16 protein-coding genes are annotated in these 20593 nt (G+C 71.5%); 6 read left to right on the forward strand and 10 right to left on the reverse strand.

The window, feature by feature from the left end:
• Nucleotides 1-233: 233 nt before the first annotated feature.
• The 4 genes from CRV15_RS37550 to CRV15_RS30875 form a co-directional block, all read right to left on the reverse strand.
• Entirely contained in the window at nucleotides 234-1304 is a 1071-nt protein-coding gene (locus CRV15_RS37550; RefSeq protein ID WP_009999186.1) for a terpene synthase family protein, read from the reverse strand.
• Between the two features lie 6 nt (nucleotides 1305-1310).
• Complete coding sequence (locus CRV15_RS30865) at nucleotides 1311-1883, reverse strand: EF-hand domain-containing protein (RefSeq protein ID WP_003955128.1); 573 nt, start codon at nucleotides 1881-1883, stop codon at nucleotides 1311-1313.
• A 244-nt stretch (nucleotides 1884-2127) separates the two neighbouring features.
• Nucleotides 2128-3537 (reverse strand): cytochrome P450, encoded by a 1410-nt coding sequence (locus tag CRV15_RS30870; RefSeq protein ID WP_003963173.1) that lies wholly within the window; start codon nucleotides 3535-3537, stop codon nucleotides 2128-2130.
• A gap of 40 nt (nucleotides 3538-3577) precedes the next feature.
• On the reverse strand, nucleotides 3578-4732 hold the full coding sequence (locus tag CRV15_RS30875; protein WP_003955130.1) for a terpene synthase family protein: 1155 nt from the start codon (nucleotides 4730-4732) through the stop codon (nucleotides 3578-3580).
• Nucleotides 4733-5377: 645 nt separating this feature from the next.
• On the opposite strand from CRV15_RS30875, the gene CRV15_RS30880 reads away from it, so the two are divergent.
• Both CRV15_RS30880 and CRV15_RS30885 read left to right on the forward strand, forming a co-directional pair.
• Complete coding sequence (locus CRV15_RS30880; RefSeq protein ID WP_003955131.1) at nucleotides 5378-6142, forward strand: DsbA family protein; 765 nt, start codon at nucleotides 5378-5380, stop codon at nucleotides 6140-6142.
• A gap of 311 nt (nucleotides 6143-6453) precedes the next feature.
• Nucleotides 6454-7821, forward strand: a complete 1368-nt coding sequence (locus tag CRV15_RS30885; protein ID WP_009999189.1) for a cytochrome P450 — start codon at nucleotides 6454-6456, stop codon at nucleotides 7819-7821.
• A gap of 531 nt (nucleotides 7822-8352) precedes the next feature.
• Here CRV15_RS30885 and CRV15_RS30895 read toward each other — a convergent pair.
• The 4 genes from CRV15_RS30895 to CRV15_RS30910 all read right to left on the reverse strand — a co-directional run bounded on the left by CRV15_RS30895 (nucleotide 8353) and on the right by CRV15_RS30910 (nucleotide 13253).
• Nucleotides 8353-8943: a GNAT family N-acetyltransferase gene (locus CRV15_RS30895; protein ID WP_003955134.1), complete on the reverse strand. Its 591-nt coding sequence runs from the start codon at nucleotides 8941-8943 to the stop codon at nucleotides 8353-8355.
• A gap of 312 nt (nucleotides 8944-9255) precedes the next feature.
• Nucleotides 9256-10809 carry a S41 family peptidase gene (locus CRV15_RS30900; RefSeq protein WP_003963178.1) on the reverse strand — a complete coding sequence of 518 codons (1554 nt, stop codon included), beginning with the start codon at nucleotides 10807-10809 and terminating at the stop codon, nucleotides 9256-9258.
• A gap of 311 nt (nucleotides 10810-11120) precedes the next feature.
• Complete coding sequence (locus CRV15_RS30905; protein WP_003955136.1) at nucleotides 11121-11750, reverse strand: response regulator; 630 nt, start codon at nucleotides 11748-11750, stop codon at nucleotides 11121-11123.
• Between the two features lie 99 nt (nucleotides 11751-11849).
• A complete protein-coding gene (locus CRV15_RS30910) occupies nucleotides 11850-13253 on the reverse strand; it encodes a sensor histidine kinase (protein WP_009999191.1) in 1404 nt (467 codons plus the stop codon).
• Nucleotides 13254-13423: 170 nt separating this feature from the next.
• Here CRV15_RS30910 and CRV15_RS30915 point away from each other — a divergent pair, with 170 nt between their 5' ends.
• The gene (locus tag CRV15_RS30915) at nucleotides 13424-14182 is read left to right on the forward strand and encodes a hypothetical protein (protein ID WP_003955139.1); all 759 of its coding nucleotides are present in this window, start codon (nucleotides 13424-13426) and stop codon (nucleotides 14180-14182) included.
• Nucleotides 14183-14527: 345 nt separating this feature from the next.
• A complete protein-coding gene (locus CRV15_RS30920; protein ID WP_003955142.1) occupies nucleotides 14528-15088 on the forward strand; it encodes an EF-hand domain-containing protein in 561 nt (186 codons plus the stop codon).
• A gap of 107 nt (nucleotides 15089-15195) precedes the next feature.
• On the opposite strand, the gene CRV15_RS30925 is transcribed toward CRV15_RS30920, so the two are convergent.
• Nucleotides 15196-16392 (reverse strand): 4-hydroxybenzoate 3-monooxygenase, encoded by a 1197-nt coding sequence (locus CRV15_RS30925; RefSeq protein WP_003955143.1) that lies wholly within the window; start codon nucleotides 16390-16392, stop codon nucleotides 15196-15198.
• Nucleotides 16393-17162: 770 nt separating this feature from the next.
• On the opposite strand from CRV15_RS30925, the gene CRV15_RS30930 reads away from it, so the two are divergent.
• Together CRV15_RS30930 and CRV15_RS30935 are read left to right on the forward strand one after the other, a co-directional pair.
• The gene (locus CRV15_RS30930; RefSeq protein WP_197371784.1) at nucleotides 17163-18257 is read left to right on the forward strand and encodes a pyridoxal phosphate-dependent decarboxylase family protein; all 1095 of its coding nucleotides are present in this window, start codon (nucleotides 17163-17165) and stop codon (nucleotides 18255-18257) included.
• Nucleotides 18258-18395: 138 nt separating this feature from the next.
• A complete protein-coding gene (locus CRV15_RS30935) occupies nucleotides 18396-19541 on the forward strand; it encodes a methyltransferase (RefSeq protein WP_003955145.1) in 1146 nt (381 codons plus the stop codon).
• Nucleotides 19542-19929: 388 nt separating this feature from the next.
• Here the strand turns inward: CRV15_RS30935 and CRV15_RS30945 are convergent, their stop codons facing one another.
• Complete coding sequence (locus tag CRV15_RS30945; RefSeq protein ID WP_003955148.1) at nucleotides 19930-20592, reverse strand: hypothetical protein; 663 nt, start codon at nucleotides 20590-20592, stop codon at nucleotides 19930-19932.
• Between the last annotated feature and the right edge of the window lies 1 nt (nucleotide 20593).

A 20593-nucleotide genomic window follows, 5' to 3' on the forward strand; every position in this document is an offset into this window, starting at 1 on the left:
TGGCTCCTCACCGGGCAGGAAGCGGAGTCGTCGGCCTGCTGGAGTCCCATCGGCGGCGCGGGCGCCACCACTCCCGGCATGCCGCCCTCCGCCGTCCATGGCCCTCCACCTGCGCGACCAGGAGATGAGCGTACGCGACACGGGCTCCGCCGCCAGTCCCAGTCCCAGTCCCAGTCCCGGTTCCGGTGGGACGCGTGGTTCGTGTGCGGCGAGCCCTCAGGGGAAAGGAGTGGTCACCCGGACGGTGGGCCCATGGTGCCGGGGGCGGTGGTCCAGGGGTCGGCGGAGGAAGCCGCCGGGGTGTTCACCGACAGGTCGCGGGTGTAGCGGGCGGAGCAGAGGGCCCAGGTGAGGTAGGCCGCGGGGAAGTTGAGGGCGGCGCACGCGACCCGGCTGACGGCGCGGACGGTGGCCGGGGGGAGGCCCAGCCGCGCGGCGGTGGCGGGGATGCGGCGGCCGAGGGCGGCGGCCCGGTCGAGGCGGTCGGTGATTCGGGCGGTCAGCCAGTGCACGGCGGCGGGGGCGGTCAGGCCGAGGTGGTGGCGGGCGACGAGGAGGTAGTTGACGGTGAGGCCGTCGGTCGCCTCCTTGGGGCAGGAGAGGATGTCGTTGCACCAGTTCGCGGCGTCGCTGATGTGGCGGATCAGCTCCTGCCAGAGGGCGGTGGCGGCGAAGGCGGGCGGCAGTTCGACGCAGAGGATCGCCTCGGGCAGGTCGTAGAGCCACAGGCCGCTGGACCGGCGGCGCAGCAGGGGGTATTCCGCGACGGTGGGAACGGTGTTGGTGCGCCGCAGATGGTGTTCGTTCAGGCAGCCGGTGTACTGCTCGCGCAGATGACGGTGGAAGCGGCCGATCCAGTCGCTGGTCATGCCGTGGCTGGTCTGCCGCCAGAGTCCGGCCAGCGCGGTGACGATCGGATGCTCGGGTCCGCCGGGCGGGCCGGCGGGGGCACCGGGGGCGCCGGTGCGGTGCAGCAGTCCGGTGAACAGGGTGTCGACGGCCTGGGGCGCGGTGCGGGACTCGATGTGGTCGTCCAGGCAGAACACCCAGATCAGCCAGCGTGCGTAGAGCAGGACTTGGTCGTCGCGTTCCTCGGACATCGCGACGGCGGCGAGGCGGTCGAGGCCATGGGCGCCGAGCCGCAGCGCGGCCGGTCCGGTGGCGAGGCCGCTGGCGGCGGCCCAGTGACGGGCCCGCTGTTCGAGGTGGGGGGCGTGGCGGTGGCGGCGGTGGGGACGGTGCAGCCAGCGGGTGGCGTCCGGGAGCGTTTCGGGTGGCCAGGGGGCTGCGGCGGCCGAGGCCATGGGCGCTTACCGTGCCGAGGGGGGAAAGGGGAAGCGGAACGTCGCCCCGTACAGCCAGTTGCCCGGTGCGTCGGGGTCGGGGCTGGTGTAGTAGTCGCGGACCGCGGCGAGGTACTCCTCGACGTCCAGCACACCGTCGACGTTGGTGTCGAGACGGTCGAAGGCGATGCCGCTCTGGATTTCCGGGACGCCGAGGACGGTCTCCATCGCCTGGAATTCCGAGCGGTCGATCGAGCCGTCTCCGTCCATGTCGGCGATGATCGCCAGGGCCGCGGCCGCAGGGTGGAAGATTTCTTCGAACTGGTCTCCGTGAACGAATGCGGCCAGCATTCCGTTCCGGTACTCCGGCGGGTCGATCTGGCCGTCGCGGTTGGTGTCGCAGTGCGCGGCGAGGGTGTCCCAGAACCGGTCGAAGGCGTCCATCAGCGCCTGTCCTCTCGGTGTTGACGACGGTTCCGAGAAGGTCAGCAGCAGTTGGGAGGCGAGTCCGAGCAGATCCTGGCGTTCGATCAGGCCGTTCCGGTCGATGTCGATGTGGAGGTACGACCAGTCAATCTTATTGTTCAGCACCGTGCTCATGTTCTACTCCGTTTTTCGCATTCCGCATACGGAATCCGGATCGGGAATCCCAGATCCATCCCGGCGGAAGGAGATCTCGACGCCTCCAAGTAGGTAGAGGGTTACTGCCCGTCCCGTCAATCCCCGGATGAACGGGGGTGGTTGCGGCGCACGGAGAGGACACACGTCTTCATGGGGCCGCCCGCCCCTTCCGGGCGGCGCGCTCCGGCCTGTGCGCCGTCCCCCGTCCCCCGTCCCCGTTCGGCTATCGGGGTTTCGGGGCGGTACGGGCGGTCATGCGCAGGCCGGTGGGCTGGAGGGTGGCGAAGAGGCGGGTCTCGCCGACCTTGGTGCCGGGGGTGTGGCGCAGGGTCCAGCGGGTGACGGCCGCTGCGGCGACCGCGCGCATCTCGGTCCGGGCGAAGGTGTCGCCGAGGCATTTGCGGTTGCCGTCGCCGAAGGGGATGAAGTGGGTGCGGTGCTGGACGGGGCTGTTGCCGGGGAGCCAGCGGTCGGGGTCGAAGCGGTCCGGGTGGGGGAAGACCTGGGGGTCGCGGTGGAGGGCGGAGAGGCTGAACAGGAACTCGGTGCCTGCGGGCAGGGTCCTGCCGTCGAGTTCGACCTCGGTGCGGGCCCGGCGCATGAGGACCCAGTTCGGGGTGTGGAGGCGGAGGGTCTCGTTCAGCAGCCGGTCCAGAAGGCCGGTCCGGGTGGTGTCCCCGTCGGCGGCGGCGAGATCGGCGCGCAGCTCGTTCTCGTGGTCGGGGTGGCGGGCCAGTTCGTGGAAGAGCCAGGAGAGGGTGGTGGCGATGGTCTCGGTACCGGCGACGAGGACGGAGATGGCTTCGTCGCACGACTGCTGGAGGGAGCAGTCGAGGTCGGCGGCGTGCGGGCACAGGGTGGTGAAGAGATCCTGATGGTCCCCGTCGCCCATGGGGTTCGCCGTGGTGGTGCGGGCGGTGCGGGCCAGGTCGGCGACGATCGTGTTGAGGTCGCGGATGGCCCGTTCGAAGCGCCGGTTGCCGGGGGTCGGCAACCGTTCGAGAAGGGTTCCGGGGGAGAGAAAGCGGATCATGATCCCGCCGAGGAGGACGTTCACGCACTGGTGGATGCGTTCGCTGGTCCTGGGGGTGGGGCGGGCCGCGAAGAAGAGCCTGATGATCATTTCCAGGGCGATGCGATGCATCTCGTCGAGGACGTCGAGGGTGTCGCCGTCCTGCCACCGGTCGAGGTGCTCGGCCGCGCAATCGGCGGCGACGGTGCGCCAGTGCGGTTGGCGACTGCGGTGGAACGCGGGCTGGATCAGACGGCGTTGACCGAGGTGGAGCGGTTGTTCGGAGAAGAGGACACCATTGCCGAGGATGGTGCGGGCCTTGTCGAACGCGGCACCCTTCTCGTAGGAGCGGGCGTCGGTGACCAGGATGCGGTGGAGGAGATCGGGCGAGTTCACCACATGGACGGGGGTGGGGATGTCGACCCGGACGAGCCCGCCGAGCGGCTGGAGCGAGGTGAGGAACCGGACCGGGTTCCGCATCAGCGGCAGGAGATGGCCGAGGCCGGGCAGCCGCCCGGGGGCGGTCGGCACCGGACTGCCCGGGGCCGGGACACGGGCCCGGCGGCCCCGCTCCGGTGGGGGCGGGGAGCCGTCGGTCCGGCCGGACAGGGGTTGCGTCATCGCGTTCTCCTTCACGGGTCGGGGAACAGGCGGCACCGGGTCAGAGGGGCAGCGGCTGATGCCCGGACACGGTGTAACGGTGGCTGGTGCGTTCCCAGCGGTCGTTTCCTGCCATGAAGTCCTGGAGCAGGACGATGTAGCGGAGCACGGCTGTCTCCTGGTCGGGAGGCAGGCAGCGGGCGAGCGCGTGGGCGTGCGGTTCGAGTCCGCGGAACCTCGTGGCCAGCTCGCGGGTGCGGGCGACGGCTTCGGCGAGGGACTGATCACGGTTCATGCCGTGGTCGCGTTCCAGGATCAGCAGCAGGTTGTTGCCGCCCGTGCCGTCGGCCTCCTCCTTCTCGACCGAGGCGACGTCGTTGCTGATGGAGACGATGTCGGCGGCGGTGTCCCGCAGGGCCGTCAGGGCCTGGCTGTGCCAGGCCAGCGGGGGGACCTCGAAGCCGCTGACCCGTTCGTACAGGTCGTTGAGGACATAGGCGCTGATCGACCGGCGGCGGCGCCACAGATGCTCGTCCACACCTCCTGTGCTGTGCTGTCCGGCGCGTATCTGGGCCTCGGTCAGGTACACGGCGAGGTACTGGCACCAGTTCCCCGTGGTGCGCGCGGTCCAGTGGGGGGACATGCCCGCCGTCCACCGCCTCCAGAGGTCGGTGAACGCCTCGACGGCGGGCTCGCCCTGCCGTCCCGGCCCGGCGGAGGTACCCGTTCCGGTGTCCGCCCCAGTGTTCGCCCCGATGTCCGGTCCGGTGTCCGCCCCAGTGTTCGCCCCGATGTCCGGTCCGGTGTCCGCCCCAGTGTTCGCCCCGATGTCCGGTCCGGTGCTGGCTCCGGTGTCGGCTCCGGTGCCCGGTCCGGTGCTGGCTCCGGTGTCGGCGCGGTGGAGCAGAGCGGCGAACTGGCCGAGGACCTCGGCCGCGGCACGCGGGATTCCGCCGAGGAGACCGTCGAACTGGTCGTCGAACGGGCTGAAGTACCAGCCCATCAGATCGGTCGCGAGGAAGAGGCCCTCCTCGGACGCCTCCGGGTAGAAGTAGGCCGACACCTCGGCCAGTTGCCAGCGCAGATAGCGTTCCCGCTCCTCGGGGGCGAGGAGACCCCGGGCGGACATCCACTCCAGGTTGTGCTCGCGTGCCGCGTCCAGATGGGGACTGACACGGAGCGGCCACGGCAGTGCGAACTCGACATCCTGCGGCACCACATACCTCCGGAATCACGGAGCGGAAAAGAAGCGACAAGACGGCCCGGTCAACCGGAATCCGGCACACAGTCGCCACACGTGGCACAGATGGCACACGCACCACACACGGCGCCTGGAGGAGCGACGGTCAACGAGCGACAGGGCCTCGCGCACGCGCAGAGAAGACCAAGAGGACGAGGACGGCGGGCACTCCCCCGCCGTCTTCACCCACCGAACGAACGCCGTACTGAACGGAACGCCGTACTGAACGGAACGCCGTACTGAACGAAACGTTCTGCCGGCCGAACCTCGTGCGGGCCCGCGGCGCACCGGGCGACTCGGGCCCCGGACACCGCACCCGGCCACCAAGCATGGTGAAGGGCGGACCCGCCCGGACAGAAGCGTTCTGGTGTGAAAGTCATCCCATCGGGGGAATCCTCGGCCGCGTACGCTTCGGTGCCGCTCCCCTGTCCGAGCACAGCCCAGGGCCGCGCACGGAACGCGTTCTCCGTTCTCGTTCCGGAGGCGCGGAAGGCGGTTCCGACGTCTTCCCGTCGGGAGCGACCGCGATTCACCCGGTGATCGTCCCTCCTCGGACGCCTACTGCTTGGATATGCCGTGGAGGGAACCACTACAGGCCGACGGCCAGGGGGAATCAGGCACATGACCTACAGAACGACAGTCAGCGGAAGACGGACGGGGCCGACAGGCTCTCTGTTGACGGCGACGGCGATCGTGGTGGCTGCGGCAGCGCTGATCGGATGCAGCGGGTCCTCGTCCTCGGACGGGCGGACCGAGATCAAGCCCTATGCCACCATCGGTGAACTGCCGGAGAAACTGTCCGCCGACGGCACCACCATCGTGGTGGGGGACCCTGCCGTGGAGGAGAAGGTCCATGTCCTCGAAGACCCCCGTTGCCCGGTGGTCGAGGAGTTCGAGCAGGCCGAAGGCGCTGCTGCCCTGCGGAAGCTGACACTGGACCGCACCGTCACCACCGAGTACACCTTCGCCTCCTTCAGGGACGAGCGGATCGGGGGCGATGGCTCGAAGCGGGCGGTCAACGCGCTGCGCGCGGCACTCGACGAAGGCAGGTTCGCCGAGTACCACCAGGTGCTCTTCGACCGGCGGAACGGCATCGGCCCACGGAGGGATCTGACCACCGGGCAACTGCTCTCACTGGCCGACAAGGTACCGGGACTGCGCGGCGAGAGGTTCGACCGGGCCGTCCGGACCATGAGGCACCGGGACTTCGTCACCGCCTCGCAGCAGGCGTACGAGCGGTTCGACAGCCCCGACGGACCGGGCACCCCCACGGTCGCCGTCAACGGTCGCAGTGTTCCTGACGAGTCCTCAGGTGTGCTCTACGACGCCTCCGCCCTCGAAGAGCTGGTGTCGGCGTCGAAGTGGGACTTCCTCCTGGGCGGATAGCGCGCGGGGCGGTCCGCGCCCGGCCGACGGCCGCGGCGCGGGGTGACGAGGCGGCGGGGCGGCGGGGCGGCTTCGAGATGGCGGCGCGGCTTCGGGGTGGCGACATGGCTTCGGGGTGGTGAGGGGACCGGCACCGGCCATGGGACGTCGGGCGGGAGCCATGTCCGGTCCCGGGCCGCTTCAACCACTGTCGGACGGGGAAAGCTCCGGAAGGCTTCGGCGGCTGGACCGTCCGGGGCCGCCGGAGCGCCGGGACGGCATCGCTCCCCGGAAGGTCCGGCCGGACAGGACCAGACAAGCGGGGAGTGACCATGGCAGAGTCCGCGTTCACCCGGGCCGCCGCGCCCGGCGCCCTTCCTGTGCTGGGGCACGCCCTCCATGTGCTGCGCGATCCCCTGACCTTCGTCTCCTCCCTGCCGTCCCACGGCGATCTGGTGGAGATCCGGCTGGGGCCGCAGCGGATGCACATGGTGTGCCATCCCGATCTGCTGCAACAGGTCCTCACGGACGACCGGACGTTCGACAAGGGCGGGCCGCTGTTCGAGCGGCTGCGGGACTTCATGGGCGACGGTCTCGCCACCTGCCCCTACGCCGTCCACCGACGGCGGCGCCGGCTCGCCCAGCCCGCCTTCCACCACCAGCGCCTCGAACAGTACGGCGCGGTGATGACCCGCCAGCTCGAACGGATGCTGGAGGAGTGGAAGGACGGCCAGGTCCTCGACCTCTTCCCCGCCCTCTCCGCCTTCACCCTCCGGACGGTGTCGCGCTCGCTGTTCGCCGCCGACCTCGGTGAGGACCGCATCGACACCATTCAGCGGTCCTTCGTGGACGTGTTCTCCGGCGCGTTACCCCGGATGCTCGTCCCCGACTCGCTCCAGCGTCTGCCCCTGCCGGGCAACCGCCGCTACCGCGAGGCCGCCCGCACCCTCACCGACACCGTCAACCAGGTGATCGCCGAGTACCGGGAGAACGGCACCGACCAGGGCGATCTCATGTCGATGCTGCTCGCCGCGCGGGACGAGGACGGCAGTGCGCTGAGCGACCAGGAGCTGCGGGACGAGGTGGTGACCCTGTTCGTGGCCGGTGGGGAGACCCCAGCGGCCGTGCTGAGCTGGGCCGCTGTCGATCTGGCCGCCCATCCCGAGTCCCTGCGCCGGCTGCACGAGGAGACCGACCGCGTATTGGCCGGACGGCTGCCCCGTTGGCAGGATCTGCCGCAACTGCCGTACACCGCCCGTGTCATCGACGAGAGCATGCGCCGCTACCCGGCGGGCCTGTTGCTCACCCGGACCACCAGCCGTGAGACCCGGCTCGCGGGTCTCACCCTCCCGCCGGGCTCCACGGTGGCGTTCAGCCCGCTCCTCCTCCAGACCCGGCCCGAGTACTACCACGAGCCCGAACGCTTCGATCCCGACCGATGGCTGCCCGACCGGGCGCTCGACATGCCCCGGATCGCCTTCGCACCCTTCGGGAGCGGGGCGCGCAAGTGCATCGGCGACGCCTTCGCCGTCGCGGAGATGACGCTCGCCCTCGCCGGTATGGCCTCCCGATGGACCTGGGAGAGGACCACACCGACCGATCTGCGCCCGGCCCTGTCCCCCGCCGCCGTCCGACCCCGCCGTGTCTCCCTGCGCCTCACCGCCCGCACCCCTGCCCCGCAGGCGATGAAGCCGCTCTAGCTCCGGTTGACCCATCGGTGTGTGCCAGGATCTGTCCAATGTCCCAGGCGTGGTGGGCGGCATCGTGAGTGTTGTCGCGCGCCACGTCCTCGGCTCGTTGAACGCCACGAACGTGGCGGGACCGCGCCAGAAGATCCGGGTCATGGCCGGGAACCTGGCGTACGCCCCACAGCCTCGCTCCGGCCAGTCGCTCGGCCCAGATGCGGAGGTTGTCGGTGACATGGCTGGTATAGGCCGTGGCATTCCAGGTCAGTTCCGGATGCCGCTCGTCACCCCGGCGCCCTTCCAGCAGAGTCGCGTACCGCGCAGGTAAATCGTTAACCTGGGGACCTGGGCCATGGCCTCACACGGGGTCAGCGACCAGTCGAAGCCGAACTCCCGGCAAGGGTCCCCACAGGGACGCGCTCCCCAGAGTTCCGTGGGAGATCAATCTGTCGAGCGCTGCCGGTCGTTCGTCACCGTCACCGGCCCCGCGCGTCTCCTTCCAGCTTCTTCTGCTTCTTGCTGCTCCTTCTGTGGTGCCCGGCCCTGTTATGCGCGTGCCTGGGGCGGTCCGGACGGTTCGCGCCAGGACGGGTAGAGGCTGGGGCCGCCGTCGGGCAGCCGGATCGGGGGCAGGGCCTCGAAGCCGTGGCGCAGCACCAGTTTCCGGCTGCGGGTGGTGCTCGACTCGACGTACACCCCGATCCCGTCCCGGTCGGCGAGGTCCAGTACATGGCGCAGGGTGGCCGTTCCCAGGCCCCGGCATCGCAGATGCGGGCGGACCGCGCTGAACACCAAGTGGTAGTGAGGCCGGTCGTCCGGATGGTGATCGGCGAGGGTCCGCAGAATGTCCTGGGTCCGGTCGGTGTCCGGGCCCAGGAGCGCGCGCAGTACCGAGGGGTCGAATCCGTCGGCGACGGGACCGGGCGGGGCGAAGATCCGCACGGCGGACAGATCCTCGGTTACCAGCAGCCCGCCCTCGCGCACGGCCGCTTCGACGAAGAGCCGGAAGAATCCGGGCAGGGCGAGCGCACGGCGTTCCTGGTCGGGCACCTGCCAGCGGCAGATCGGGTCCTCGGCGAAGGACTCGGCCAGCAGGAGCACCGCAGCGTCGAGGTCGGCGGCGGTGCCCTGGCGCACGGCCGGCAGCGGCTCGGAGCTGGGGCTCGGGCTCGGGCTCGGGCTCGGGCTCGGGCTCGGGCTGGATGACGGTGTCGTCATGGTGTCCAGGGTGGGAAGAGGCCGCAATCGACCGGGAGGACAGGGAGCGCCATGCTATCCGGAGCCGTACCGCCGGGCACAGACCGCGCTGTGGCGGCACTCCATCGGCCGACGGGCTCGGCCGGGCCCGTCGGCCGAGCCGCTTCCGGACCGCCGGGAGCACCTGGGAGGCCAGTGGCGCCCCCGGGTCCCGGCGCCCACGAGGCGGGGCGCCGGGACCGGGCCGCCTGATCAGCGGCGGCGGGTGAGCAGTGCGACCGCCCGGTCGAACGCGGAATCGCGGTCTGCGGCGAACTCCTCCTCGGTGAAGACGGGTACGGAGATGTGCGGGGGTATGCCCGCGCCCTCGTGGGAGTCACCGCGCGGGGTGGTGTACCGCTCATTGGAGAGCCCGAGGAGCCAGCCGTTGGGCAGCACACGGCCCAGGACATCGGAGAGGGCGCCTTGGGTGTTCTCTCCGATCAGCGTGGTCGGCAGCGGGCGTTCCGCGAGGGCCTTGGTGAAGGTCTCGCCCGCGCTGACGGTGGAGCCCGAGGTGAGGACCGCGAGGGGGCCGGTGTAGCGCGGGACTCCGGCCTCCGGGACCACCCGGGCGGTGTAACGCGGGGTGAAGCGGGTGGGGTCGCGGGGGTCGTTCCTGGCCTGTTTGCGGTAGGCCGGGTAGCCGTGGTCGGTGAGCCGGGCGGCGATCTGGAGGCCCAGTTCGTCGCTGCCGCCCTGGTTGACCCGGACGTCCACGATCAGACCGCGCCAGGCGGTGGTGCCCTGGGTGCGGGCCCGGGTGACGATCCGGTCGAGCACCCGGTCGAGTTCGGCGGCGTCGGCGTCGGTTCCGGTGGAGCCCGGCGTGTACCCCGCGAACCGCCCGATCCGCAGATAGCCGATGCCGCCGGGGAGTTCGGCGTACCCGATGGCGCCGTCGGCATGGGTCTCCAGCGGGGTGCCGCCGAAGCTGCGGCGCTCGATGAAGGCCCGGGTCCGTGCGTCGTAGGCGTCGTCCGGGAGGACCGTTCCGGTGCGCTGTCCGAAGGAGGAGCGGCCCAGATCGGTGGCGCTGAGGCCGACATGGGCGTCCTGGAGCGGTTCGGTCATCGCCGAGAGGATGCCGAACAGCTCCTCCGGGGTTGTTCCCGCGTGGACCCCGGGGCGGTACCGGGCGCGCATCGCGTCCCAGTCGACGCCCCGGCGGTCGAAGAAGGCGTAGTTCTCCGCGAAGGTCTGCCAGAAGACGTCGAAGGTGGCCACCGGGCCGGTGGGCCCGGGACGACCGCAGCGTTGGGGCAGTTCCGCGATCCGGTCCAGGGAACGGGTGCCCAGCGAGCCGTGTATCCGCAGTCCGGCACGGTCGCTCCCCCGGGGCGCCATCGTCAGCGCGTAGCCCTCGCCCTCGAACCGGACGGCGCCGCCGGGACCGGGCGCTCCCGCGCTTCGGGCGCCGGGGCCGGGCAGACAGCTCAGCGCGGTGGTGTCCCAGGTCCGCAGCTCGTGGCCCTGCACGGAGACGACGGTCCCGTATCCGTCCATCCGCCAGAGCCCCTCCACCGAGGCTCCGCCGTATGCGGGCCCCGGCGGCGCGGCGGCGGTCGCCGGTGCCGCGACGGCGGCGGACAGGGAGCCCAGGAGGGCGAGTACGGTACCTGCGGCGACGAGGACGCCGCGCCTGGCCGCGCCGTTCCTGCCCCGCCGGGCTCCCGGCGGGGCAGCGGGCACGGATGTGGACACGGGCGCCGTTGCAGCGGACTCCGCTGGTGTCACTGTGTTCCTCCCCTGGTCGGTCATGACCATGGTTCCGCCATCCTCCCGGACCCCGCGTCCACCCAGAGTTGTCACCTGGGTCAACCCCCGGTCTTACATCGCGAGTTGACTCCCCTAGGGAAGGCCGCCGAAGGGACGTCGTCCGCCGCAGGGCGGTGTTGTCCCCCTCCGTGGCCCTCCGCGTGGGCAGCGCCGCCAGAAGGCGCCGGGGAGCGATTCCCCCGCACCCGATGACCGGGTGTCCGGCACGGGCCCGCCCCGAGACACCGGAGCACCGGAGCACCGGAGCACCGAGACACCGGGACACACAGATCACTTCAGCGATGGCTGAAAACGGGCGCTCATCTCCGCCCCCACCACCATGCCGCGATGCCCACCCGGTTGCGCGCCCCCAGCTTCGTCTGGACGTTGGCCACGTGCGTCTTCGCCGTGCCCGGGGAGATGACGAGCGCCTCACCGATCTCCGCGTTGGTCAGCCCGTCCGCGACCAGGCGGGCGATCTCCTCCTCGCGGGCCGTGAGCGGGGATGTCCGCCTGTCGTCGGGGGCGGTGGCCCGTTGCAGGAGGCGGGCGGTCAACTGCGGACTGATCAGGACATCACCGGCGAGCGCCGCCCGTACCCCCTCGATCAGCAGCCCCGGACCCGACCGCTTCAGGAGGAACCCGCACGCGCCGTCCCGCAGGGCCGTGCGGACGTGGTCGTCCTGGTCGAAGGTCGTGACGATCAGAACACGCACGGGGTCGTCCGCGTCCGGGCCCGCGAGTCTGCGGGTGACCTCCAGGCCGTCGACGCCCGGCATACGGATGTCGGCGACGACCAGGTCGGGGCGGAGTTCACGGGCGAGGGCGACGGCGGTCAGGCCGTCCGCCGCCTCGCCGACGACGGTCAGGTCCGGCTGGGAGTCGAGCACCAGCCGGAATCCGCTGCGGATGTCGTCCTGGTCGTCGGCGATGAGGATGCGGGCGGTCACATCGGTCCTTTCGAGGTGCTGAGAAAGAAGCGGAGGGAGAAGGGGGAGGGAGAAGGGGAGCGGGGGAGGGAGGAACGGGCGAGGAGCAGCCGCCGGAGGTCAGGAAGGCGCCGGGGAGGCAGGCCCGGCACAGGGACCGGAAACGCCGGAAGCAGCGGAAGGACCGGACTGACCGGAGGGACCAGAAGGACCGCACGGTTCCGGGGGCGTCCGGGGGAACACCGCCACGACCGACCACCCGCCGCCCAGCCCCGGCCCCGCCGTGAACGTTCCACCGAGGGCCGTGACGTGCTCTGCGAGCCCGGGCAGACCGAGTCCACCGGCCCCGCGCGCCCGCCGGGGCCTCCGGAACCACAAGGGCTCCCCCTGACCATCGGCCCGAGGACCGGCCTGACGACCGGTCGGGCCACCACGCCCCCCGGCCCGGTCCCGAGCGCCGATGACACCACCGCCCCCGCCGTCCCCGCCGTCGTCGGTGATGGACAGTTCGACACCCTCCGGGCCGCCCGGCGGCAGGAGGCGGAGGCGGACGACGATCCGGAACGCTCCGGGCGCGTGGCGCCGGACGTTCGTCAGTGCCTCCGCCACGATCCGGTACGCCGCCGCCCCGGCCTCCCGCGACAGCGCCCGCACCGCGTCCTCGTCCGCCTCCCACACGGCGTCCACGCCCCCCGGCCCGCCCGTGACCCCGATCGCGGCGAACTCCGCGACCAGGGCGGGCAGCCGATCCGGACCGGGAAGGGCCTCGGTGTTCGCGGACGCCGCCCCGTCCCCGTCCCCATCGCCATGGAGCAGGGCGATCGTACGGTCCATGGAGGCGAGCGCGCTCAGCCCTGCGCGTTCGATGCGCTCCAGGGCGAGGGCGGCCTGCCGGGGACCGGCGCCGGGGTCGTTCTCCGCGATGAACCGGGCGGTCTGCGCCTGGACGACGATCGCACTGATGTCGTGGGCGACGAAGTCGTGGAGATCGCGGGAGAGCACCAGCCGCTGTTCCCGCCGTGCCGCGTCCACGGCGGCCAGACGGCGGGCCGCCGCGCGGCGCGGGTACGCGCCCACGGCCACCGCCACGGCGACGGGTATCAGCCAGAAGGCGACCGCACCCGCGCCCTCCAGGAACGACCCCTCCGCCGTCCGCGCGGGCCAGGCGCCCACCGCGAGCACGGTGAGCGGCACGACGGCCCGCACCGCGCACGGCGGCGACCAGCGGACCACGGCGGCGGTCAGCACCAGCAGCAGCCCGGTCTCGGCGAGGCTCCAGTACGAACGGGAACCACCGGCGGCACCCGGGTCCGTCGGGGCGACGGCGGCGGTGGACGCGAACGACAGCAGCGCACAGACCGCTGTCGGCACCGCCAGCCGTGTCCGCGCCCGGCCCCGGACGTCCCCGGTGCCCGTAGGGGAACCCCTACGGGTATGGATCACCGCACCCACGACGGCCGCCGCGCCCGCGAGAAGGGGCACCGCCACCAGTACGTTCCACGGCGCGTCGGCCGACGTCGTCATCCCGTTCCCCGATCCCGTGGCTCCGGTCCCGATCGTCCCCGGCCCGAACCGTCCGCTGCGTCCCCGAGGCGGCTCCCGGCACACGCGCCGAGCCGCCCTTCGCCTCCGGCCCTCCCCCGAACGGCAGAGAAGGCCGACGACCTGGCCCGGAGCTTTCCGCCGATCGGCAGATGGGCCGGAGAGGGGCGCGCGGGCGAGTCTTTTCCCGTAGCCGCCCCACCAACCCCCTCCACCACCAGGAGTCCATCATGCGCACCAGCATCACTGCCACCTTCCGCACCATCGCTCTGGTCGGCGCCGTCACCACCCTGCTGACGGGAACGACGGTCGCCTCCATGGCGGCCGACGAGACCGGCCGACGACCGGCCGTCCCCGCGCCCGAGGCCCATCACCAGGAGAAACAGAGCGGCCGGCAGACCGGGAAGGAGCCGTGGAAGAGCTCCGGTGTGCTCGCCGGTGTGCGGGGCAAGGCCCAGATCTTCTTCAACTACTCGCCCGAGGACACGATCCGCTTCGGCGTGGACGCCCAGGCCGCGCCCTTCACCCGGCCGATCCCTCAAGCCGGGACCGGCCTGCCGACGGACGCCCGCGGAACGCTGACGATCTCCCACTACGTCAAGGCCACCGGCGGGACCATGACCGCGATCGCCGATGTGGACTGCCTGGTGACGGGCGGCAGGACGGCGACCCTCACGGCGATCGTCCGCGCCTCCGGCGCCGAGCCGAAGGGCAAGCGCCTCGGCATCAGCATCCAGCAGGGCGAGAACGGCAGGCCGGACCGGCTCGGCTTCGGTTGGGGCGTCGCCAACGTGGACGGCCGGGAGGACGGCGGAACGGGTACGTGCATGGCCCCCGCGCCCTTCGCCCCCGTGGTCAGCGGCGGCTACCGGGTCACCCACGCCGAGCTTCCCCTGCCGTCCGAGAAGTGACGCGACGGCCGCCCGGGAAGTGGCAGGTCCACACCCCGCCCGTGGCCGTCGGCGCCGGTCTCCCGGCGGACCCCGGTCGGTACGCCGTACGGAACAGCGCGCGCTCCCTCCGGTGCGCTCCGCCGGGACGAGGGGCCCCGGCCCGAGCACCCCCGTCCCCGTTCACGTCCTCCGGGCTCTTCAGCGCCGGTACGGCAACGGTTGCGGAGAGTGCGGACCAGGGCATTCCGTCTGTATCGGTGGGGTGCAACCCCCGGGTCGGCCCGCTGAGGAACGTCCAATACCGCACCAACCCCATCAGGACACGCGCAGGGCGGCGGCACCCGGAGATCGAGGAGACATGCCATGTCACAGGAGCTGCTGATCCGTAAGATCCGTCATGGTTTCGACCAGTTCGACGCGGACGGGAACGGTGAGCTGACCGAGAGCGACCATGTGCTCATGGGGCAGCGGACCGCCCACGCACTCGGCCACGCGTCCGGATCGGAGGGCGAGCGGCGCATCGTGGACGCGTTCGTGAGCGTCTGGCGGACCCTCCACGTGCCCCATCTGGAGCCCGGTGCCGCGTCGTTGACCCGCGAGCAGTTCGTGGACTCGACCCTCTCCCTGGCGGACGATCCTGCGGCGGCGAGGGCCACCGTGGGGGTCCTGGCCGAAATCTTTCTGGCGCTCGCGGACACGGACGGCAATGGCGTCGTGGACGCCGAGGAGTACTTCGGCTTTCTGCGGGGTCACTTCGCCCTGCTGTCCCGGGAGGACACGGACCTCGCGTTCCAGCACCTGGACCGCGACGGGAACGGCACCCTGTCGGCCGAGGAGTTCACGTCGGCGATCGTCGAGTTCTGGTCCAGCAGGGACCCGCGCGCACCGGGCAACTGGTGGATGGGCGTGGAGTTCACCGAGTGACCAGAGCGCGGGCCTGAGCCCGAGCGTGGGACCCGAGCCCGGGCCGGGACCATCCAGGGACCTGGGCCCCGGGCCTGGACCGTCCAGGGGTGCGCCCGGGCCCGGACTCAGATCCCGACGTAGTTCTCCGCGAACCAGTCCTGTTCGGCGCGCGAGGTGCGCAGGGTCGTGAGACAGGCGCGGCGTGAGCCGGTGTCCTGGCGGAGCGGCCCGCCGTACGGGGCCGGAGCGCCTGGGCCGTCGCGCACCTCGCTGACGTCGTGCAGCAGATGGATCATCCACTGCGAGAACCGTTGCGCCCGCCATATGTGGCTCAGGCACCGCGCCGAGTAGGCGTCGAGCCCGTCCGGTCGGCCGTGCACGATGGCATCGATCAGGCCACGCCCGAGAAGCTCCGCCTCCAGCACCGCGAGGTTGGCGCCCTTGGCCGCGGCCGGAGCGAGCAGGCTCGCCGCGTCGCCCGCGAGCAGGAGTGTGCCGTGGCGCAGCGGTTCGAGTATGTCGGACTCCAGGTCGATCACGGTCCGCTGGAGGAGCGGGCCGTGGTGCAGGGGGCCGTAGGCGGCGGCGCGCATCCGCAGGCTCAGCTCGGTCCAGATCCGGTCGTCGGACCATGCCTCGGCCGGGGTGCCACGTGCCCATTGGAGGTAGTAACGGGTCACCTCGGGCGTACGTGCCATATGTCCGGCGAATCCCTCGGGGTGCACCGCGTATCCGATGGCGTCGAGGCTCGGAGGAGCCGCGGCGAGCAGGCCGAGCCAGGTGATCCCGTGGTCGTGGTGGTACCGCCGGACCGTGCCGTGCGGAAGGGACCGGCGGGCCGCGCCATGGCGGCCGTCGCAGCCCGCGACGTAGGTACCCTGCCAGCGGTCCGGTCGGCCGTCCGGGCCCTGGACGGTGACCGAGGGCCGTGGGCCGTCGGTGTCCAGCACGGCGAGCGCCGGGGTCGCGAAGTGAATCCGTCCGCCCGCCTCCAGGTACCGCGCCAGCAGGTCCGTGACGAGTTGCTGCTGCGGGTAGACCGTGTGCGGCTCGCCCTTGCCGAGGTGACCGTAGTCCAGCCGGAAACGGCCGCTCTCCGTGCGGAACTCGCAGGTGGTGTGCTCCGTGCCGGTTCGATGGAGCCCGTCGGCCAGGCCGTGGCGGTCCAGGACGCGGACCGTGTGCGGAGCGAGGAACCCGGCTCGGGCCCGGGTCTGGATCTGTGCACGGGTGGCCCGTTCCAGAATGACGCAGTCGATCCCGGCCGCCCGGAGGAGGTTTCCGACCACCAGCCCCGCGGGGCCGGCACCGAGGATGATCACATCGGCCGTGTTGCGGATGGCCCCTCCCTCGTTCCGTCACACAACACCATCGTAGGCTCGAACGGCGTCAGGGCCCGGTCCGCTGCGTGCCTCGTCCGGTCGTCCACGTGCGCCGTCCCGTTCCTCTGGGCGCCCCGTCCCCTTGTGGATAAACTGACAAGTATCTTATCTGCCCACCACTCCGCCGAGCAGGGCGTGAACGGGGGAACGGCTGGAATCCGCGGCCGGTCGGCCCGGCGGAGCGCCGTCCGGCCTCCGGACAGCCGGGGCGGGCGCCCGGACAGCCAGGGGGGGGCGGCGGCGGGCCCGCGGCTTGCGAGGTGTCAGGGACATGCGTGGCAACGGTGTCAGGACGACCGCGGGGGACGAGCTGGAACCCACGCGCGAACAGTGGGCCGCGTGGGGCGAATCCGTCCTCCAGCTCCTGGCGGACCTCCTGGCCGGGGCGGACGCGCCCCGGGCCCGCCCCGGCCCGCCCCCGGCGGGCTTCCTGGCCGAACTGCGCGAGCCTCCCGGGGAGGCCCCGGAGGACTTTCCCGTTCTGCTGAAACGCTTCGAGAAGGCCGCGGCGCAGGCGCTGGAGACCGCCCAGCCGGGCAATCTCGCCTACGTTCCCAGCGCCGGTCTCCTCAGTTCGGCGCTCGGGGAGTTCCTCAGCCGCGCCACCAACCGGTACACGGCGTTCAGTTCGACCGCTCCCGCGTTGGTCGCGCTGGAGGAAGCGACGCTGAACTGGGTTGTGCGACCTCTTCGGGCTCCCGGACGGGGCGATGGGACTGATCACCACGGGCGCCTCCATGGCGGCCCTGTCGGCCGTGACGGCGGCACGGGAACGGCACCTGGGCGACGACCTCCGCAGCGGCACGGCCTATGTCGCGGAGCACACGCATCCCGCGATGGTGAAAGCGGCCCGTGTCGCGGGGGTGCTCCCGGACCGTGTCCGCCGCGTTCCCGTGACCGGGGACCTCCATATGGACGTGGACGCCGTGCGGGAGGCGGTCGGCCGCGACCGGGCGAGAGGACTGCGGCCGTTCCTCCTGGTGGGCACCGCGGGCACGACGGACACCGGCGCGGTGGACCCGCTCCGGCCGCTGGCCGACCTGGCCCGCCGGAACGGGATGTGGTTCCACATCGACGCCGCCTACGGGGGGTTCTTCATTCTGACCGAACGTGGCCGGGCGAGGCTGAGGGGAGTCGAGCGGGCCGACTCGATCGGTCTCGACCCCCACAAGAGCCTCTTCCTCCCCTTCGGTACCGGCATTCTGCTGGTGCGGGACGCGGGGACGCTGCGGGCCCCGTTCGCCTGTGACGCGGACTGCCTGCTCGACGTCCGCGACGGCGGCGGGCTGACCGACTACGCCGACTACGGCCCCGAACTCACCCGGGAGTTCCGCGGCCTGCGCCTGTGGCTGCCACTGCACCTCCACGGCCTCGGCGCCTTCCGGGACGCGCTGGACGAGAAGCTCACGCTCGCCGCGTACGCGTACGGCCGGCTGAGCACGGAACCCCTGGTCGGCACGGTGTATCCGCCGGAACTCTCGACGGTCGCGTTCCATATCCGGGGCCTGGACGACACCGGCCACACCCGGCTGCTGCGCGGCGTCAACGAGCAGGGGCGGATACAGCTCTCCAGCACCCGCGTCCTGGGGCGGGTGGCCCTGCGTCTGTGCGTGATGTCCCACCGGACGCACCGCGAGCACGTCGAGGAGGCGCTGGACATCATCCTCGACGCGGCGGGCCCGGGAGCGCGTACCCCACTTTCACAAGCCACCGGATCACTTTCCCGATCCACCGGACCGGGCACCGGGAAAACCGCGCACCCGGAAAGGCCCACCGTTCAGCCACCCGCACAAGGGGCAATCTGATGCACCGCACACACTGATGTGCGATGGTGAAAACGGGGCAGGGCAACGGGGAGAGACAGCGGAAGGCCGGACCGGCGTCACCGGTCACCGACCCCGCACGCACACCGTGTTCCGCGAGCGATCGGAGATCCGTTCTCGATGACGCATTCCCGGTACGACCTCTCCGCGAGCGAGACCGAGCCCGAGCCGGACGGACTCGACATGCCCGCGCTCGCCCGTCTGGTATTCGGGCACGCCGCGTTCCAGTATCTCCACGCGGCCTGCGAACTCGGTCTGATCCGGCTGCTGTCCCGGCACGGAGCCCTCGGCAAGGACGCGATCGGCACCCGGCTCGGACTCGGGGAGAGGGCCTGCGACATCCTTCTCCTGGGCTGCGCCTCCCTCGGGATCGTGGTGCGCGAGGGGGACCGTTACCGCCTCGCCGGACTGGTGGCAGCCCTGGTGGAGGCCGGTGACTGGGACGGTATCGAGAACACCGTCGCCTTTGAGGGGCATATCGCGTACGAGGGCCAGGCGGACTTCACCGCATCGCTGCGCGCCAACAGCAATGTCGGGCTCCGCCGCATTCCCGGCACCGGGCGGAATCTGTACCACCGCCTCAGTGAGAATCCACGCCTCGAAGCGGTGTTCTTCCGTTACATGCGCTCGTGGTCGGAGATGGCCAACCACCATCTGGTCTCCCATGTCACGGAACTCGCGCCGACCCGGCTGCTGGACTGCGGCGGCGGGGACGCCGTCAACGCCATCGCCCTCGCCACGGCCAGCCCGGACCTGACCGTGACCATTCTGGAGATTCCGCAGACCGCCCGCATAGCGGAACGCCGTATTGTCGAAGCGGGGCTGGAGGAACGGATACATGTACACGCGGGCGATATGCACGCCGCCGAGTTTCCCGGCGGATTCGATGTCGTGCTCTTCGCCCACCAGCTCGTCATCTGGACGATGGAGGAGAACACGGAGCTGCTGCGCAAGGCGTTCCGGGCGCTGCGTCCCGGTGGACATGTGGTCATCTTCAATTCCATGTCCGCCGACCGGGGGGACGGCCCGGTCGTGGCGGCGCTGGACAGTGTGTACTTCGCCGTGCTCCCGGAAGAGGGCGGAATGATCTATCGCTGGCAGCAGTACGACACATGCCTGACCGCCGCCGGTTTCGGCGCGGCGCGTCGCCTGTCCGGGGTGGACACCCCACGGCCTGATGGTCGCGGCCAGGCCCTGACCCGGCCGGATCGGTCCGTCGCACGGGCCCGGATCCGATCCGTCGTACACACCCGGACGGGCGGATGAACGTCCTTTCCCCACCAGCGTTTCCAGCGCATGCCTCACCACCTCGCGCCCGGCGCATATGGCCCCCTCGTCGGCTCAGTGACGATCGCGGCCGGACGCCACGGGAGCGTCCGGACCCGCCCCACGGTGCTGTCCGCCCCGGGGAGGGGGTGGACAGCGGTTCGCGGCCCCGACCTGGCCACGCTCATCGGCGTACTCAACCGCCGCCGGTGCTGAGGAAGCCGCCGACCGGAGGCCCCCGCCGGCCATCGGCATCGAGGACGAGCGTACGAGCCCACGCGCGTGCGGGCGTGCGGGCCGGACGCGCGGACCGCGTCAGCGGTGCCCTGGAAACGTCGGTGCCCGGCCCCGGATTCACCGGGACCGGGCACCAGGAGCGCTTCCGGCACTACTCGACGAGGTGGTTCACCTCGTCCACGAGGTACTCCCCGTACCCGAACCGCTCCCCCAGCCGTTCCAGGCGCTCGTACAGCTCCCGCGAGATCCGTGCCTCAAAGGCGCCGAAGGCCCGGAGCGCAAAGCGGAACGCGAGTTCCGAGCAGACCAGCTCGGCACAGCGGGTCAGCGCCGCCGTGGCCGTGGCCGATGTGACTCCGGCGTCCTGGCGTGGCGTCAGCTCGTTCAGCAGCGCCGTGACCTCACCGGCGAGGTGACGGTGCGCATGGCCCGGTGGGCAGGGCGGGACGGTGGTCCACTGGGCCGACGGGGCGCCGTACGCCCTGATCACCGGGGTGACCACCGCCAGCACCTCGTCGAGCCACGGGCGCTCCCGGCCCTCGATCGACGGGCTGCCGTCGAAGGCGTCACGGTTGGTGAGCGCCCACAGCGCGGCGATCTCGGGCCCGGTCAGCGCCGAGTCCCGGAGCCTGAGCACATCCTCGACCAGCAGCGACTGACCCAGGATCCCGTGCTCGGTGGAGGCGGTCACCGACGCGATGTGCTCCTGTTCGCTGTCGGCGTCCAGCAGCCAGTCGCCGTGGAAGGAGGCGCCCAGGGCGGTGATACCGAAGTCGAACAGGAGATCGTCGGGGGTGAGGGCGGGGTCGTGCACG

The sequence above is a fragment of the Streptomyces clavuligerus genome, from assembly GCF_005519465.1.
GTDB lineage: Bacteria > Actinomycetota > Actinomycetes > Streptomycetales > Streptomycetaceae > Streptomyces > Streptomyces clavuligerus.

Coding starts and splice junctions, on each gene's coding strand:
- CRV15_RS30865 (WP_003955128.1), bottom strand. CDS start 1,883: ATGAGCACGGTGCTGAACAATAAGATTGACTGGTCGTACCTCCACATC.
- CRV15_RS30910 (WP_009999191.1), bottom strand. CDS start 13,253: ATGACGACGTCGGCCGACGCGCCGTGGAACGTACTGGTGGCGGTGCCC.
- CRV15_RS30885 (WP_009999189.1), top strand. CDS start 6,454: ATGGCAGAGTCCGCGTTCACCCGGGCCGCCGCGCCCGGCGCCCTTCCT.
- CRV15_RS37550 (WP_009999186.1), bottom strand. CDS start 1,304: ATGGCCTCGGCCGCCGCAGCCCCCTGGCCACCCGAAACGCTCCCGGAC.
- CRV15_RS30935 (WP_003955145.1), top strand. CDS start 18,396: ATGACGCATTCCCGGTACGACCTCTCCGCGAGCGAGACCGAGCCCGAG.
- CRV15_RS30900 (WP_003963178.1), bottom strand. CDS start 10,809: ATGGTCATGACCGACCAGGGGAGGAACACAGTGACACCAGCGGAGTCC.
- CRV15_RS30930 (WP_197371784.1), top strand. CDS start 17,163: ATGGGACTGATCACCACGGGCGCCTCCATGGCGGCCCTGTCGGCCGTG.
- CRV15_RS30920 (WP_003955142.1), top strand. CDS start 14,528: ATGTCACAGGAGCTGCTGATCCGTAAGATCCGTCATGGTTTCGACCAG.
- CRV15_RS30870 (WP_003963173.1), bottom strand. CDS start 3,537: ATGACGCAACCCCTGTCCGGCCGGACCGACGGCTCCCCGCCCCCACCG.
- CRV15_RS30880 (WP_003955131.1), top strand. CDS start 5,378: ATGACCTACAGAACGACAGTCAGCGGAAGACGGACGGGGCCGACAGGC.
- CRV15_RS30915 (WP_003955139.1), top strand. CDS start 13,424: ATGGGCCGGAGAGGGGCGCGCGGGCGAGTCTTTTCCCGTAGCCGCCCC.